Consider the following 16,796-nt stretch of genomic DNA (forward strand, 5'->3'; position numbering starts at 1 on the left):
TTTTTCAGCACTAAGCGAAAAAAATCGAGGAATTTGAATGCCTAAGCAAATTATTATTGCAGAGCAGCATCAGATTGCTGCCGTTTTTTGGGAAGACCAAATCCAAGAAATTGTTGTATCTACCGGTGCTCAACAAGTCGGGGACATTTATCTAGGCATTGTCGAAAATGTCATTCCTGGTATTGACGCAGCGTTTGTCAATATCGGCGATACAGAAAAAAACGGCTTTATCCACGTCACCGACCTCGGCCCCATCCGACTCCGAAAAAATTCCAGCTCAATCATCGAACTCCTTGAACCCCAACAAAGAGCCTTGGTTCAAGTCATGAAAGAACCAACCGGGAATAAGGGGCCGCGCTTAACCGGAAATATTACCCTGCCCGGTCGCTACGTAGTCTTGATGCCGTACAGCAAAGGTGTTAATCTCTCCCGACGCATCAGTGATGAAAGTGAACGTAATCGCCTACGGGCCTTAGCCGTGCTGATGAAACCCCCAGGTATGGGTCTCCTCGTTCGTACCGAGGCCGAAGGGACCGATGAAGAATCGATCATCGAAGATCTCGAACTCCTTCAAAAACAGTGGGAATCGATCCAGCAACAGGCAAATCATGGTCGCGCGCCGCTCCTAATCAACCGCGATGATGACTTTATCCAACGAGTCCTGCGGGATATGTACAGCGATGAAGTGAACCGCATTGTGGTGGATTCGGCCCATGGGGTTAAGCGGGTAAAAAGCCAACTGATGAATTGGCAAGGCGGGAAAGCACCCGATGGCTTACTCATTGATCACCACCGCGAAAAACAATCTGTCCTCGACTATTTTCGGGTGAATGCAGCGATCCGAGAAGCCCTCAAACCCAGAGTAGAGCTGCCCTCTGGGGGATACATCATCATTGAGCCCACCGAAGCGCTCACGGTCATTGATGTCAACTCTGGCTCATTTACGAAATCAGCAACAGCGCGGGAAACGGTGCTCTGGACGAACTATGAAGCCGCCACAGAAATTGCGCGACAATTGCGTCTTCGTAATATTGGTGGGGTGATTGTCGTAGATTTCATTGATATGGATTCCCGCCATGATCAATTGAAGTTGTTAGAGCATTTCACCGGAATTTTAAAATCAGATAAGGCTAGACCACAGATTGCCCAGTTGTCAGAATTGGGCCTGGTGGAATTGACCCGTAAGCGTCAGGGCCAAAATCTTTATGAACTCTTTGGTAAACCTTGTGCCCATTGCAATGGCCTTGGTCATTTAGTGCATTTACCTGGGGAAGAAGAAGCGGTTCCTCTACAGCTTAGTGTAATGTCTTCTCTTTCTTTGCAGTCGGGCTCCCGGACGCCTGGGGAAAGTCGTCCAGTCCTTCCGGGACGTAGGACGCCGAATACTGCCCATGGCCGTCGCCTAACTTCGCGGGTTTCTCGGAGTAAGCTTGTCACCCAAGAGCCTGTTTCTGGCACTGAGCCTCTAAATTTGGTACATCATCCTGATTATCAAGAGCAGGGTGGGAGCGGCAATAGTCGCCGACGTCGCCGGCGTGCTCCGGAAGTTGCCAGTAAACCTGTGCTCCGGGATGTGAAAGAACTGCGGGAAGACAATGGTAATGATGGTGGCGATCGCCTCCAGCAAAATGAACCCCAAGAATCCAAAGTCGTCACACCAGAAAACAACAATAATACGCCGGCTCCACGCTTTGAGCGCCGCGAGCGGGGCCGCTTCCGTCGGGATGAACCCAAAGAAACGATTCAAGTGGAAATGACGGAGCAGGAAAAAAGCCTCTATGCCCTTATTGGGGTGTCGCCTCTGGTTCGTCTAGATCCCGCCATCAAAAAAGATCCCCGTTCAACCATTGTGCAAATTGTCAGCCCTGGAAGCCTTGATGCCGCCCAGGAAGAAGCTGCAGTGACGCCGGAAAAAACAAAATCTGAAGCCACCGAGCTTGAGCCTGTTGAGTCTGAACCCAACCAACCTCAACAGTTAGATCTCACCCATTTAGCCACCGCGAAAAAGCAGGAACTTTCGTCTGCCACCAGCGGTGAGTCAACGCCACAGGTGGCCACTGTCCCCGCAGTAACACCTGAAAATAATGCCGAGGAAGAGGCCCCGGTTGGCCGCCGGCGCCGCCGTCGTCGCTCTTCGAGCAGCAATTAACGGTTTTTTTCGTTATTCTGAGGCAGTGGCAACGCTGCCTTTTTTTGATCTTTGATATTGTTTTACTCCTTCGCTATTTCCAAAACCTATGGCCGCTACCCAAACGACCGACGCTATCTTGACCGCTCTGCACCATTTGATTGGTGTGGTTGCCCAACTGCGATCGCCTGAGGGGGGCTGTCCTTGGGATTTGGAGCAAACGCCCCAGACGCTCATTCCCTACGTTATTGAAGAAGCCTATGAAGTCGTCCATGCCCTCCGCCAAGATGACCAACAGGCGATCGCCGAAGAACTAGGCGACCTCCTCCTCCAGGTGATTTTACAAGCCCAAATCGCCCAAGAATACGGACATTTCAGCCTCCAAGAAGTCGCTGAAGGCATTAGTCAAAAACTGATTCGTCGTCATCCCCATGTTTTTGGAGAAGCCATTGCAACGACCACAGCCGAAGTGCGCCAAAATTGGGATGCGATTAAGGCCCAAGAAAAAGGAGAATCTCTCCATTCAAAAAACCAACTGAGTCAAAAACTAGAGCGCTACAACAGCACCCTACCGCCGCTTATGGCTAGTCTCAAGATGTCAGAAAAAGCAGCAGTAGCAGGCTTTGAATGGGAAAATATCACAGAAGTTTGGGATAAATTCACAGAAGAACTCACAGAATTTAAAGAAGCCCTAGGGAGCGACAACAAAGCACATCAAGAAGCAGAATTAGGAGATTTACTCTTTACAGTCGTCAATCTCGCCCGTTGGTATGATCTAGATCCTAGTGCGGCTCTCTATGGCACAAATCAGCGCATGGTACAACGCATTACTCTGATGGAAAATTTTGCCGAAAAATCTCTCAGTGACTATTCCCTCTCTGAACTAGAAACCCTTTGGCAACAAGCCAAATCCCATCTTCAGCAGCACAAAACTTAAATCAAACACTCATCAACTTCAGTAAAGGCAACGACTGACCGCTTCTTTGCTCAATTAAGGGTAACTAAAGACATTATCCTCGGGCTGATTGAAGGATGACGATATTTGTTGTCAGATAGAGGCACTTAATTGCCGCTGCCTAATTTTGTAAACAGATCAGTATTTTCTCAGTGTGCTCTCTGTGAAAATCATCAAAAGCGCTTGGGTTAATGTAGAAATGTCTCAATTAATTCTTGTATTTCATAGGATTGGCGATCGCAGAGATTAACAAAAATCAACACTAATCTTGACAAGAGCTTCATTTTTTGGAAGGTTTATCTTCCTGAGACAGAGATATAATAGATAGGTAGCCTATCTCGAAACTTAGTCTTGGCCCTGTTACGGAATTTCTCCCGTAAGTGTGTCAGGATAAAGTTTGAGGAAATGTTAAGATTTAAGCCTGGCCTCGTCATTTCTCGCTGATCTAGCTCTCCCGAAAATAGACTGCCGACAGTAGAGATACCGCATGCTTGATATCTGCGGCAATGATAGAGGCAAGTCAACACTAGATTTTTTAAATTTCTTCATCCTGAAGAACCCAGGGGAGACTTTTCATTGCTCCTTGCGTCAACCTTCATAGCAGTAGGTATTTGTCGTAACTTAGGCTCTGTATTTAAATTTAACTCCTATGGAAGATAAACAGTGGTGGAATAAACCCTTAGTCGGGGATGCTAGTCTAACGGAAAAGATTGCAAAGTTAATTAGTAAAGAATCCGTCCCTGACAGTGCTGTTTTAGCCCATCGGAAATTTTTACGAGAACTCAATGCTAAAGCTTGGCATGTGCAACGCATTGAGTTGAATAAATTTGATAATGCAGATTTTGTCGCCTACGCGCAAATGCGGATTTTACTCGAAAAAAACCTAGGGGATTTTCAAGGTCTGAAACGGGTTACTCAGTTATTAGAACTTGCCTTAACAGCGGCGGAAAGCTATCTACTGATTTCAGAGACAGAACTACAATTTCGTAGTCCGATTCAAAAAAGTATCTATAAATTTATTTCCCAAGTTTTAGCAACAAAAGAACATCAAGAAGTTCTAGAGATTATTCACCAAAAAGTATGGCCCCTAATTGATAAGGTTAAAACAGAAAAAGGGAAGGTGGTTTTAAAAAGCTATTTGATGGCCATTGACAAGGTAGCACAGTATGCAGACGGCCTTGAGCTGCTGCGTTTATTTAAGCAAGCCAGCTATAGCTATACTGTTTTGCGTATTATTTCGAGTATCTCAAAAACCCTTACTAAATCAGATGTTTATGATATGCAAGGGGTCAGTTTGCAAATTATTGATAATCAAGAAATTTTCAATAATTTGGCAAAAATTCTTCAGGTACCGCCAGAACATGACAACCCCCGCTCCTATGCGAGAATGCTGCAGTTTATCGCTTTTAAATATAAGTATCAACAAGAAGATTTAGATTTTCAACGACTATTACAGCGCCTACGAGATTGGGAACAACCTTATCTCAGTATTGCTGCCTTGCGAGAGCAGTATTCGGCCCAAGAGTATAATCTTCCGAAGGAATTTAAGGAAACCCTGGCTGCTCTGGAGATTTACGAAAAATATAAGCGTTATTTATAAAGCCTTCTTGCTCAAACGATCCTGCTAGGCAAAGGGCCTGCTCTATGGAGTATTTGGTCATTTCATGGGGTCACAGGATCGATGAGGTGATTAATCTGGGCATTGGTGGTACTGAGGGTCTGCTGGAGTAATGTGAGGGAAGTTTCACTGATGTAATTTTGGCAGGAAATTAGGTGAGGCGGCTGGTGAAGTTGCAGTTGTGTGAGTTGCTGTTGGATGGTAACAAGGCTGAGGCGATCGCATAAAACTGTTTGGCTGCGTTCGAGGAGTGAATCGAGCCTAGTTAGAGGCTCGGGCCTGCTAGTAGTTAGGGTGAGATCGGGACGCAGACTTTCAATAATCGTGCGGGCAGCGTGGAGAATGCCAGGACTAACACTCACCAAACCGAGGCGATGGTTCTGGGGGAGCGCTCTAATAAGCTGCAGTTCTTCGGCATAATCGTGGAGCGACAGGGGAATAATTTGAAATTTTTCTGGGGGGGCGATCGCCTCGACGATCTGGACAAAATAGGGGGTCGTAATAATCGTGGCGGTGGTGAAGTGGGTTAAGCGTTCGGCCAAGGTTTCGAGGGGAATAAGCTGCATCGGGAGGGCGATCGCCTGGGAAATTTCTTGCAAAATCCATTGACCGGCGCCTAACTCCTGTTCCGGCACGGTGACGAAAACCTGGGCAGCGGCAGCCAAACGCCAATCGAGATTTTCACAAAACAGGTGCCGAATTTGGGGCAAACTATACCCTTGTTCCAATAGTTGTTGAATCGCTTGGTCACAAATACTTTGGGGCCGCACGGTTAATCTGGGAGCCACGGTAGAACGGGGCATAGCCGGAAAATTATCTTGCACATAAACCCCCGAACCCGGCACTGATTTCACCAAACCTAGGGCTTCTAGCTCGCGGTAAACTTTGCCAATCGTATTGCGGTGGAGCCCCGTACTCATCTCTAACTGGCGCAGACTAGGAAGCCGTTTCTCTGGCGGAAACTGCTGGGAGGCGATCGCAAACTGCAACTGATCGCGCAGTTGTTCAGCGGCGGGAATATCGCTTTCCGATTGAATGCGAAACGAAAACATCAGCATTACCCTGAGGATTTCTCTCCATCAAAGCAGAAAACACCTGGGGCGATCGCCCCCCATCACCTCAAAAAAATTCCCCAAGCATAACTCAGGGAATCGATTAGTCAATGGGCCTCGGTTAAACAGAAACCCTTAAACAATCACAAAAGGATGAGGCTCCGTCACATTCTCCGTCCATTTCCGGGGGGGCGCCGCCCGCCGAATATTGCGCCAAATTTGGGTCGCTGCAAGAGTACCATCGGCCACCGCAATGGAAACTTGATTCAACCCTTTTTTCAAATCACCGAGGGCAAAAATCCGGTCATGGCTGGTTTGACACATCTCATTGGTCACCAAGTTTTCACCATCCCATTCCAGACTCGGAATGCCCTTGAGGTAGTGGTTATGGTAAATAGAGCCCATGTTGATCAAGCCAGTGGTTGCTTCCACGATGGTGCCATCTTCAAGTTCCACACCGCTCATCTTGTGATTTTCCCCATGGAATTTAACAATTTTTTGCTCATAGAGGGGATAGCCATGTTCGGCGAGCTTTTCTTTCATTTCATCACTCACCTCGACGAGGCCATGGGTTAATACCGAGATATAAGGGGTAAACCAATTCAACACAAAAGCGGCATTGATTTGTCCTTCGGTACCCGCGATCACCACCGCCTTTTGGTCCCACATATCATAACCATCACAGATCATGCACACATGGAGGGTGTAGCCGGCATAATCATAGACATTTTGCATGTCTTCGGTTTCCGGGAGCTTATCAATAATTCCAGAGGCAGCAATCAGGTATTTACTGCGAAAAATGGGATAGGCACTGTCTTTTTTTCCCACTTTTACCTTAACGGCGAAGGTGTCTCCTTCGTCGGTCACATCTTCCACATAGCCCCGGAGATGGTCAGCGCCCCACTCGATCGCCTGCTTCGTACTTTGGGTGAGGATGTCGCGGCCTGGGGTTTCGGGGTCGAGGCCCACATAGTTACGGAGATCCTGCATCCAGAGCGATCGCCCTTTGCCTTTTTCGATCACAAGGCACTTGAGGCCATAGCGGGCGAGATAAATGGCAGCGGACAAGCCTCCCATTCCGCCCCCCACGACGATCGCATCATAGACAGTATCTAAACGGGTTTCAAAATTTTTACTAGAAAGCTTCATGGCAGGCTCCCCCAATGGTTTGGCGGTGGTACGTACAGGTCAGGAGTAGAACAATAAAAAGGCAAGGAAGGCGATCGCCGCCCCCCTTGCCTTAGTTTAAAAAAATTATTTGGTGAGCGTCAGGCTATCAACCTAGCCAACAAATTCCTTACGGGGTTCAGACACACCAGGCGCAGATTCGCCCTTGAGGTAAGCGAGCATCGTATCTGCATCGGATACTTCAAAAGGATCGGTGGGGCAGTTATCAGAAAAATCAGGCTCAACGAACATCTTTTCGATTTCGCCATCGTTTACGAGCATCGAATAGCGCCAAGAACGCATCCCGAAGCCGAGGTTAGACTTCTCAACGAGCATCCCCATTTTGCGGGTGAATTCGCCGTTACCATCGGGCAGCAAGGAAACCTTGTCCGCACCAATTTCTTTGCCCCATTTGAACATTACGAAAGCATCGTTCACGGAGATACAGATAATTTCATCGACACCTTGGGCCTGGAACTCAGAATAGAGCTCTTCGTAGCGAGGCAGGTGGTTGGAAGAACAGGTGGGGGTGAAGGCACCAGGGAGGGAGAAAAGCACAACTTTTTTGCCACCGAAAATATCAGCGGTGGTTTTGTCTTCCCAGCGGTAGGGGTTGGGCCCTTCTACGGACTCGTCACGGACACGGGTTTTGAAGACGACGTCGGGTACTCTAGCCATGTTGATCTCTTGAATAATTTGATAACGAAAAGTGGTGAAGTATTCTTCACCCTTCTTAATAAACCAGAATAATTCTTATTTAGGAATAAGTCAAGACTTTTAGGGGTTGAAGGGAAAGACGAAGGGCACAAGGCTGCAGGTTACGGCCCAAAAGAGGAGGTTTAAGGGAATCCCTACCCGAAAATAGTCGGTAAATTTGTAGCCCCCCGGTCCATAGACCATCAGGTTTGTCTGGTAGCCGATGGGGGTCGAGAAGCTGGCGGAAGCGCCGATCATAATGGCGATGACAAAAGGCACGATATCAACGCCGAGGGTATTGGCAAGGGAGAGGGAAATGGGAAACATCAAGGCGGCGGCGGCGTTGTTGGTAATCAGTTCGGTGAGTAATGTAGTGATGCCATAAACCACAATTAGGGTCGACCAGGGATTATCGCCGGCCAATTGGATTAAATTGTTGGCGATCGCCGCCGCGGCCCCTGTGATTTCGAGGGCTTTACCGAGACCAAAGGCGGCCCCAATGACAAGTAGAACGGGCCATTCGATGCCTTTGAGGGAGCGCCCCGGCGAGCAGCAGCCCAGCAGCACCATGGCGATCGCCGCAAGGGTGGCTGCTTTCAACATTGATAGCCAATTAAACACCACACAGACCACCATCACTAATAGAATTGCCAAGGCGATCGGCGCGCGGTCATGGCGCATGGGTTCTGAATCAGGAATTTCGCTCACCAGGTAGAAATCCCGTGAACCCCGCTGCTGTTCTAGAAAAGTCGGGTGGGTTTCTAGAAGTAAAGTATCCCCTGCCAACAGACGAACATCCCCGATTTTACCCTTGAGGCGTTCCCCATTACGGGCAACGGCCACCACCACCGCGTTATAACGGCTGCGAAATTTTCCTTCCCGGATGGTTTGACGGATTAGGGGGCAGGTATTGGAAACTACCGCTTCGATCAAGCACCGTTCAGACCGGGGGGTATCGAGTTTAAACACTTGATCTGTGGCTGGCTGCAGACCCCGCAGGCGATTGAGATCCAAAATCGAATCTACGGCCCCCACAAAAATTAATTGATCATTCTCCCGTAGAATTTCTCGGGGACTGACGGCTGGTAATACAAGGGCATCGCGCACCACTTCCATCAGATACAGGTTCGGGAGATTCCGCAGGCCTGCTTCTTCAATGCTTTTACCGATGAGGGGGCTATTTTCGTGGACGAGCATTTCCACGGTATATTCCCGCAGATCATCATCATCACTAATGGCGGGTTTACGCTCTGGAATGAGCCAGCGATGGGTAAACATCAAAAAGATTGTGCCGGCGATCGCACAGGGTACACCTACCCAAGCAATGTCAAAAATCCCCAGGCCCGGATGATCCGTTTCCGCCACCAAAAGACCATTGACCACCAAATTCGTACTGGTACCAATCAAGGTACAAACACCCCCAAAGGAAGCCGCATAGCTCAGGGGCAACATGAGTTTTGAGGGACTAATGCGGAGCTTACGACACCACTCATTTACCACAGGGATAAACATTGCCACCACGGGGGTGTTATTCAAAAAAGCGCTCAACCCCATGACAGGGAGCATCAGGCGCATCAAAGCCGCAGATTCTCCATTGGGTAAGCCGAGGACGCGCTGGGAAATCCAACTCAGGGTGCCTGTCTGCTGTAGACCGCCCACGACGACATAGAGGACAGCGATGGTCACCAGCCCTTCATTACTAAAGCCAGCGAGGGTTGTGCCCGTATCCAATATTCCTGTCAGGAGTAAGCCCCCCAAAGCCCCCAGAAAAATCACCTCTGCGGGGAGGGGCGTCAAAGCATTAAGGAGAAAAGCCACCAAAATCAGCAGCAGGGTAAACCAGCCCTGCCAACCAAGCCCCAGTAGGGAAAATCCAGCTTCCGGGGACAGTTGGCCTAAAAGTGCAAGGGAAAAACTGCCACAACACAAACTTCCTAGGGCCGGCATAGTTCCAAAAAATTTAGGAGTACGGGTGAAATCAACAGGAAAAATCGCTGGCTGAGTACGGGGCGATCGCCCAAAAAGCTCTAGATGACGAGACTTAAACAATGGCATAGGTCAGCATGTAGCCGATTTCATCGGCGGGAACAGCACTAGACAGAGTTGGAAAAATTCCAGTCCCAATCATGGCACATCAAAGAATTACATCAAGATGAATTCAAAATGTATTGCATTTCAGTCTGTATTCAAATATGATTGGTCATCAATCAGAAAGTAATTCGTCTCAAGACATGTTCAACTTCCCTCAATCCTTAAAATTTCTGGCGATCGCCACCATCCTCGGCAGCACGATGGTGGCCTGCGGTGGGACGTCCCAAACTGAAGCGCCCCAATCCCAAGGGGCGGCGGAACAAACCCAAAGTACGGAGCCCGTTAGCCTCACTTTGGTGAGCTATGCAGTAACCCGCAGTGCCTACGAAAAAATCATTCCCCTCTTCGCCAAATCCTGGAAAGAACAAACAGGGCAAACCGTCACCATCGAACAAAGTTATGGAGGTTCCGGTTCCCAAACTAGGGCGGTGATTGATGGTTTACAGGCGGATATCGTGGCCCTTGCCCTCGCCTCTGACATTAACCAAATTGAAGCAGCAGGTTTAATCGAACCCGGTTGGGAAACAGAAGCCCCTAACAACAGCATCCTGACAACATCTGTAATAGCGATTGTCCCCCGGGATCCCAATCTGCAAATTACAAAGTGGACAGACCTCGCTGACAAAAATCTCGCGGTGATTACAGCCAACCCCAAAACCTCTGGGGGAGCTCGTTGGAATTTCTTGGGCCTCTGGGGGGCGATCGCCCAAACAGGTGGTACTGAAGCAGAAGCCAGGGCATTTGTGACCAAAATTTATCAAAACGCACCGATTTTGCCGAAAGATGCGCGGGGATCTAGTGATGTTTTCTATCAACAAGGGCAAGGAGATGTGCTGTTGAACTACGAAAATGAAGTGGTGCTCGCTAACTTGCAAGGGGAAAATCAACCCTACATTATTCCGACTGATTACAACATTTCTATTGATAACCCCGTCGCCGTGGTAGACAAAACCGTAGATGACAGAAATACCAGGGCCGTAGCCGAAGCTTTCGTTGAATTTCTCTATACACCAGAAGCACAAAAAATCTTTGCAGAAGTGGGTTTTCGTTCAGTAGATCCAACTATTGCTGCTGCATTTTCTGAGCAATATCCCCCCATTGAAAACCTTGTAACCATCGAAGATTTTGGCGGCTGGGATCAAGTACAACCTGAATTTTTTGGGGATGGTGGCATCTTTGATCAAATCTTCCAACAGTAAAAATTTACTATTAACGCCAGATTCTATTTCGAGTCGGAGAAAAACATTCTATGTCCAGTTCAATCGAGTCCAAAAATTTAGGCGATCGCCATACTCAAATTAACATTTTGGTCCAAATCCCAAAGCAATATCAGCAAGATCCAATTATTACTCAACTCGCCGTAAAGTTTGCAGTACAAGTTAATATTTTGGCCGCAACTCTTGGTCGTGACACTTCCGTCAGTGGCTGGTTTGACTTACAAATTTCAGGTACTGATCAAGCGATCAAGAACACTCTCCTCTATTTACAAGATCACAATATCAGTGTTTATCGCAAAGATACGCCTGAAACCGACGGTTGGTAACCACTAAATATGTCGAGACAAACCAAGATCTCAATATATTTAATCGTTTTTTCAAGGTAACTTTTTAAAACCCTGATAAAAGTACTTTTGACAGACTAAGTCCAATATTTTGTCATTTTAAGCAATGAAAATTTCAGCCACCACCCTTCCTTCCATATTTCCCTTGATTAGAAAAATTAAGTGGCCTAGAAATACCATTCCTTGGTCAATTAGCGTTATTTATTTAAGTTTGACATTAATCTTACCCCTGTTGGCGCTCATTCAAAAATCTTTTAGTATCAGCTTTAGGGAATACTTAGATATCGCTTTGGCCCCGATCGCAATGTCTGCCTATGAAGTTACTTTTATTACGGCGATCGCCGCTGGCATGATCAATGGCATTCTCGGTACAGTGATTGCTTGGGTGTTGGTTCGTTACGATTTTCCTTTCAAGAAAATTATTGATGCTGTTATCGATATCCCCTTTGCGGTACCAACTTCTGTTGCAGGTCTTGTTCTTGCAACTTTGTATAATGACCAAGGCTGGATCGGACAATTTTTTGCTCCCTTTGGGATTAAAATCGCCTACACCAGGATTGGGGTTTTCATTGCAATGTTATTTATTTCTTTGCCCTTTGTTGTGCGCACATTGCAACCCGTTTTGAGAGAACTAGAAGAAGAAACAGAACAAGCTGCTTGGTCTCTAGGCGCAACGGAAACTCAAACTTTCTGGCGTGTGATTTTCCCACCACTCATCCCGCCTATTTTAACTGGTATTGCCCTGGGCTTTTCCCGAGCCGTGGGGGAATATGGCTCTATTGTTTTGATTTCTTCAGGGGTTCCTTTTAAGGATTTGATTGCTCCTGTTCTTATTTTTCAGCGCCTAGAAGCTTTTGATTATGTTGGTGCAACAGTTATTGGTTCTGTTTTATTGTTGGTTTCCTTAATTATTCTATTTGTCATTAATCTGTTACAGCAATGGGGGCGTCGTTATGCAAACTAGTTTTTCTCGTTTTAAATTGTCACCCCGTTGGCTTATTGGTATCACCCTTGTATATCTTTCCCTGGTGCTTTTAATTCCTATTGTTTGTATTTTTTATGAAGCATTTCATCTGGGAATTTCTCCTTTTTTTGAGGCTATTCAAGCCAGCAATTTTACTGCAGCAGCACGCTTAACTGTCATTATTGCTCTCATTAGTGTCCCTTTAAATACGATTTTTGGCCTTTGTGTCGCATGGGTCTTGGCACGGAAACAGTTTTGGGGCCGGACACTTTTGTTGAGTGTCATTGATTTGCCTTTTTCTATTTCTCCTGTGGTGGCTGGTCTGATGATTGTGCTGCTCTATGGCAATAATGGTTGGTTTGGTTCTTTCTTTCAACAGGCCAATATTCAAATTGTTTTTGCTTTGCCTGGAATGATTATTGCCACAATCTTTGTGACTTTACCTTTTGTTGCTCGGGAAGTGATTCCTGTCTTAGAGGAAATGGGATCAGATCAAGAAGAGTCAGCAAGAACGTTGGGGGCAAATGATTGGCAAATTTTTTGGCGGGTTACATTGCCGAATATTCGCTGGGGCTTATTATATGGCGTTCTCCTAACAAACGCGCGGGCCATGGGGGAATTTGGGGCAGTTTCTGTGGTTTCGGGAAGTGTCCTTGGAAAAACAGCTACATTACCAATTTTTGTAGAGCAGGAACATCATAATTATGCGACAGAATCAGCCTTTGCCGCAGCGGTGATTTTAGCTTTATTGGCCTGTGTGACTCTGGTACTGAAGGAAATTTTAGAGCGTAAAACCCACGCTTAATTTCTTGGTGAAATGCTCTTGGCTTTGTCAGGTTAAAAAAATTTTAGGTGTAATCAATTATGAGTATTTTTGTAAATGCAGTCTATAAAAACTTTGGCACTTTTCAAGCACTAGAAAATATTAATCTAGAAGTTAAAGAAGGGTCATTAGTGGCACTACTGGGGCCGTCGGGGTCTGGAAAATCGACTTTGCTGCGGGCGATCGCCGGACTCGAACCCCCCGACCATGGTCAGGTGATTATCAACGGCCAGGATGCCACCCACGTAGATATCCGGCGACGGAATATCGGGTTTGTTTTTCAGCACTATGCTCTATTCAAACATTTGACCATTCGCCAGAATGTTGCCTTTGGCTTGGAAATCCGGAAAGCACCGAAACAAGTCATTCGTCAGCGGGTCGAAGAATTATTAGACCTCGTGCAGCTAAAAGGCTTAGGCGATCGCTATCCCTCCCAGCTCTCCGGCGGCCAACGGCAACGGGTGGCCTTGGCCCGAGCCCTCGCCGTCCAACCCCAGGTTCTCTTGCTCGATGAACCCTTTGGGGCATTAGATGCAAAAGTGCGCAAAGAACTCCGCGCTTGGTTACGCCGTCTCCACGAAGAAGTCCATGTCACGAGTATTTTTGTGACCCACGACCAAGAAGAAGCCATGGAAGTCGCCGATGAAATCGTCGTCATGAACCAAGGGCGTATTGAACAGGTCGGTAGTCCTGCTGAAATTTATGACCATCCCGCCACACCTTTTGTGATGAACTTTATTGGGGAAGTGAATATTCTGCCTGGTCACCATTCCTTAATTCGTAACCATACAGATTCTTTTTCTCACCACGATGCCCCCGACGTTTTTATCCGTCCCCATGACCTAGAGCTCCAGGATCAAGGCGATCAATTTTCCCTACCAGGTACAGTCAAACGAATCATTTACCGTGGATCTGATGTGCAAATAGAAGTTTTGATCGATGACCATGAGATCGTTGTCGCTCACATCAGCCGCGATCAACTGACTAAACTTCAGGTCACAGTCGGTCAAACGGTCTACCTCAAGCCAAAACAAGCGAAAGTTTTTGGCCCTGAGTCGGATGTTTCTGCTGTGCAAGCCCCAATCTAACTTGCCAAAACAGGGGGAATTCGGGAGGAGCTGGTCGCCATGAAAAATATCCCAACAAGGACAAAGCACCCGTTGAGGTAATTTTTTCAACTAGAATCGGGGTAAAGTCGTTGTAAGTTTCGCGCTGAATACATTTAAAATCCCCATGGCGAAGTCAGTCCAAGCTCCCCAAATACCAGAAATTATCACTGAGCTCACCGAAAACAATTTTTTCTTTCGTGGCTTAGACCCCGTGGAGTTGCAAAACTGGCTCGATCCAGAGACGTTAGCTACCGAAAAACTGTATTCTAGTCGCCCTATCTATACCGCTTTTCGGCCAAACCAGAACCTCGAATTTCTCTATGTACTCTTAGCAGGGGGACCTGTGATTGTCCGGAGTACGCCCCTAGATCGTATTTTGGCAATTACTTACATGGGTAGTTGTTTTGGGATGCGTAATCTTCCCATTGCTTTCGGTCAGGCCAGTCGGAGTTTTCCCAGTCTCGTGGAAGCCTACAAGACCACCGATGTCTTAAAAATTCCGGCGATCGCAGTACAAAAACTTTATGAAAATAATGAAATTTTTCGCGATCGCTATAACCAAAGTTTCGAGTTGCGGGAGAAATTTCACTACCATCTCCTGAACTGTAGCACCTATCCTCCCCAGGCCGTTGCCTCCCTATTGCGGGCTTTAATTTACCAAGAGCGATCGCTCCTAAATCAACCCCAAGCCGACGGGGTGTTTGTTTTTGATCTGCCCATTGATATCATTGCCCATGCCTGCCAGTTAAATCACCGTACAGTGGAGCAGGTCCTAAAAGGCATGACAAAAGTCGGGCTTATCTCCACTGGAAAATCCGCCGAAGGCCAAGGAGACTTAATCCATGTCCTCAGTCCAGAAGGCTTGAAAGAAGTATATAGCGCAACCCGTGACAAGGTGGCTTGGTGGCCTCTCAAATAATATCGTTGACCCTTAAAAGTGCAGACATAAAGCCTGTTTTCAGACAGGTCGTTCACTAGCCTAAGCCCCTAAACCAATGCTAAAAATTAGACCTCTAGAGAGATTGACGTCTGGCGGCAGTCTTTTTGTAAGAAAATGTAGGCAATCAGTTATCCTAGATTGACACATCTAAGTTTTGGCAATAATTAAGGAGTAAGAGTGGACATTCAAATTGGTCGTGGCAAAACAGCTCGTCGTGCTTACGGATTCGATGAGATTGCCCTCGTTCCGGGTGGTCGTACCCTAGACCCCGAACTGGCAGATACCAGTCTCGAAATTGGTGGCATCAAGCTAGAGATTCCTATCCTGGCCAGTGCAATGGATGGTGTTGTTGATGTGAAAATGGCCGCTCTCCTTTCCGAATTGGGAGCAATGGGCGTTCTCAACCTAGAAGGGATTCAAACCCGCTATGACGATCCGAACCCGATCCTAGATCGCATCGCCGCGGTAGACAAAACAGAATTTGTGGGCTTAATGCAAGAGCTCTACGCTAAGCCTATCCAACCAGAACTCATTGAAAAGCGCATCAAAGAAATCAAAGCGCAGAATGGTCTTGCTGCCGTCAGCTTAACCCCTGTTGGAGCAACAAAATACGGTCAAATCGTCGCCGATGCCGGGGCCGATATTCTCTTTATCCAAGCGACGGTCGTCTCCACATCTCATCTTTCCCCTGAAGGGATTGTCCCCCTGAATTTGCATAAGCTCTGTGCAGAATTGCCAATTCCCGTTGTTCTGGGGAACTGTGTAACCTATGATGCCGCCCTAGAACTGATGCGGGCTGGTGCTGCTGCGGTTCTTGTTGGGATTGGTCCGGGTGCGGCTTGTACTTCCCGTGGTGTCCTTGGCGTTGGTGTTCCCCAAGCAACCGCAGTCGCCGATTGTTCGGCTGCCCGTGATGACTACCAACAGGAATCTGGTCGCTATGTGCCGATCATTGCAGATGGAGGCATTGTGACTGGTGGTGATATTTGTAAATGTATTGCTTCTGGGGCTGATGCTGTAATGATCGGCTCACCGATCGCCAGAGCTGCCGAAGCCCCAGGCCGTGGCTTCCATTGGGGGATGGCAACTCCTAGCCCTGTACTCCCCCGGGGAACTCGCATTAATGTAGGCACAACAGGGACGATCACCCAAATTATGACAGGGCCCGCGAAGCTAGATGACGGCACCCACAATCTTCTCGGTGCTCTTAAAACCAGTATGGGGACCCTCGGTGCCAAGAGCATTAAAGAAATGCAGCAGGTGGAAGTGGTAATTGCGCCCTCTTTGTTGACGGAAGGAAAAGTTTACCAAAAGGCGCAGAAGCTGGGCATGGGTAAGTAGATTTTGCCCAGTGCATTGGCGATCGCCTTCTCCTACTTCAAGCTGTCATTGCTGATTTAATTAAGTGATAAAAAAGGGAATGTTCAAAACATTCCCTTTTTTAATGGTTGATCGCTGCTAATCAAAAATAGTAAGAGCAGTTAAAATCTAGGCAAGCCCAAGGTACTGAGCTTCAGCTTCTAGTTGTTGGATCAGATGAGCGTTACCAGAATTGCGGGCGGCTTCGAGGCGATATTGTAAATTTCTCTTGAGATTTTCACGGTGGGTGAGCTTTAGTTGCTTAACAATCTGCTGCTGAACATTTCTAAACATAGCACTCTCACTGGGAATAATAGGCCACCTTTAATGTAA

Annotated in this window: 15 protein-coding genes; 10 read left to right on the forward strand and 5 right to left on the reverse strand. The window is 47.3% G+C overall.

The window, feature by feature from the left end; translation table 11 throughout:
• Positions 1 to 37: 37 nt before the first annotated feature.
• From rne to ACZ45B_RS03285, 3 genes are all read left to right on the forward strand, one after another.
• On the forward strand, positions 38 to 2,149 hold the full coding sequence (gene rne, locus ACZ45B_RS03275; RefSeq protein WP_096416707.1) for a ribonuclease E: 2,112 nt from the start codon (positions 38 to 40) through the stop codon (positions 2,147 to 2,149).
• 88 nt (positions 2,150 to 2,237) lie between these two features.
• Complete coding sequence (gene mazG / locus ACZ45B_RS03280; RefSeq protein WP_024546467.1) at positions 2,238 to 3,065, forward strand: nucleoside triphosphate pyrophosphohydrolase; 828 nt, start codon at positions 2,238 to 2,240, stop codon at positions 3,063 to 3,065.
• 667 nt (positions 3,066 to 3,732) lie between these two features.
• A complete protein-coding gene (locus tag ACZ45B_RS03285; RefSeq protein ID WP_024546468.1) occupies positions 3,733 to 4,683 on the forward strand; it encodes a hypothetical protein in 951 nt (316 codons plus the stop codon).
• A 62-nt stretch (positions 4,684 to 4,745) separates the two neighbouring features.
• On the opposite strand, the gene ACZ45B_RS03290 is transcribed toward ACZ45B_RS03285, so the two are convergent.
• The 4 genes from ACZ45B_RS03290 to ACZ45B_RS03305 form a co-directional block, all read right to left on the reverse strand.
• Positions 4,746 to 5,759, reverse strand: coding sequence for a GntR family transcriptional regulator (locus tag ACZ45B_RS03290; protein ID WP_464674991.1), 1,014 nt, complete (start codon positions 5,757 to 5,759; stop codon positions 4,746 to 4,748).
• 129 nt (positions 5,760 to 5,888) lie between these two features.
• Entirely contained in the window at positions 5,889 to 6,902 is a 1,014-nt protein-coding gene (locus ACZ45B_RS03295; RefSeq protein ID WP_024546470.1) for an NAD(P)/FAD-dependent oxidoreductase, read from the reverse strand.
• A 132-nt stretch (positions 6,903 to 7,034) separates the two neighbouring features.
• Positions 7,035 to 7,598, reverse strand: a complete 564-nt coding sequence (locus ACZ45B_RS03300) for a peroxiredoxin (protein WP_024546471.1) — start codon at positions 7,596 to 7,598, stop codon at positions 7,035 to 7,037.
• A 99-nt stretch (positions 7,599 to 7,697) separates the two neighbouring features.
• Complete coding sequence (locus tag ACZ45B_RS03305) at positions 7,698 to 9,671, reverse strand: SLC13 family permease (protein WP_236612494.1); 1,974 nt, start codon at positions 9,669 to 9,671, stop codon at positions 7,698 to 7,700.
• Positions 9,672 to 9,847: 176 nt separating this feature from the next.
• Here ACZ45B_RS03305 and ACZ45B_RS03310 point away from each other — a divergent pair, with 176 nt between their 5' ends.
• From ACZ45B_RS03310 to ACZ45B_RS03340, 7 genes are all read left to right on the forward strand, one after another.
• Positions 9,848 to 10,906: a sulfate ABC transporter substrate-binding protein gene (locus ACZ45B_RS03310; protein ID WP_024546473.1), complete on the forward strand. Its 1,059-nt coding sequence runs from the start codon at positions 9,848 to 9,850 to the stop codon at positions 10,904 to 10,906.
• Positions 10,907 to 10,956: 50 nt separating this feature from the next.
• Positions 10,957 to 11,250, forward strand: coding sequence for an NIL domain-containing protein (locus ACZ45B_RS03315; RefSeq protein ID WP_024546474.1), 294 nt, complete (start codon positions 10,957 to 10,959; stop codon positions 11,248 to 11,250).
• Between the two features lie 124 nt (positions 11,251 to 11,374).
• Positions 11,375 to 12,232, forward strand: a complete 858-nt coding sequence (cysT, locus tag ACZ45B_RS03320; RefSeq protein WP_024546475.1) for a sulfate ABC transporter permease subunit CysT — start codon at positions 11,375 to 11,377, stop codon at positions 12,230 to 12,232.
• Positions 12,222 to 13,037: a sulfate ABC transporter permease subunit CysW gene (gene cysW / locus ACZ45B_RS03325; protein WP_024546476.1), complete on the forward strand. Its 816-nt coding sequence runs from the start codon at positions 12,222 to 12,224 to the stop codon at positions 13,035 to 13,037. The genes cysT and cysW overlap by 11 nt, the downstream gene beginning before the upstream one ends.
• A 59-nt stretch (positions 13,038 to 13,096) precedes the next feature.
• The gene (locus ACZ45B_RS03330; RefSeq protein WP_024546477.1) at positions 13,097 to 14,143 is read left to right on the forward strand and encodes a sulfate/molybdate ABC transporter ATP-binding protein; all 1,047 of its coding nucleotides are present in this window, start codon (positions 13,097 to 13,099) and stop codon (positions 14,141 to 14,143) included.
• 145 nt (positions 14,144 to 14,288) lie between these two features.
• A complete protein-coding gene (locus tag ACZ45B_RS03335; RefSeq protein ID WP_024546478.1) occupies positions 14,289 to 15,083 on the forward strand; it encodes a Crp/Fnr family transcriptional regulator in 795 nt (264 codons plus the stop codon).
• Between the two features lie 198 nt (positions 15,084 to 15,281).
• A complete protein-coding gene (locus tag ACZ45B_RS03340; protein ID WP_024546479.1) occupies positions 15,282 to 16,445 on the forward strand; it encodes a GuaB3 family IMP dehydrogenase-related protein in 1,164 nt (387 codons plus the stop codon).
• 147 nt (positions 16,446 to 16,592) lie between these two features.
• Here the strand turns inward: ACZ45B_RS03340 and pirA are convergent, their stop codons facing one another.
• Positions 16,593 to 16,757: an arginine synthesis PII-interacting regulator PirA gene (pirA, locus tag ACZ45B_RS03345; protein ID WP_164494895.1), complete on the reverse strand. Its 165-nt coding sequence runs from the start codon at positions 16,755 to 16,757 to the stop codon at positions 16,593 to 16,595.
• Between the last annotated feature and the right edge of the window lie 39 nt (positions 16,758 to 16,796).

The organism is Picosynechococcus sp. NKBG15041c (genome assembly GCF_055380235.1).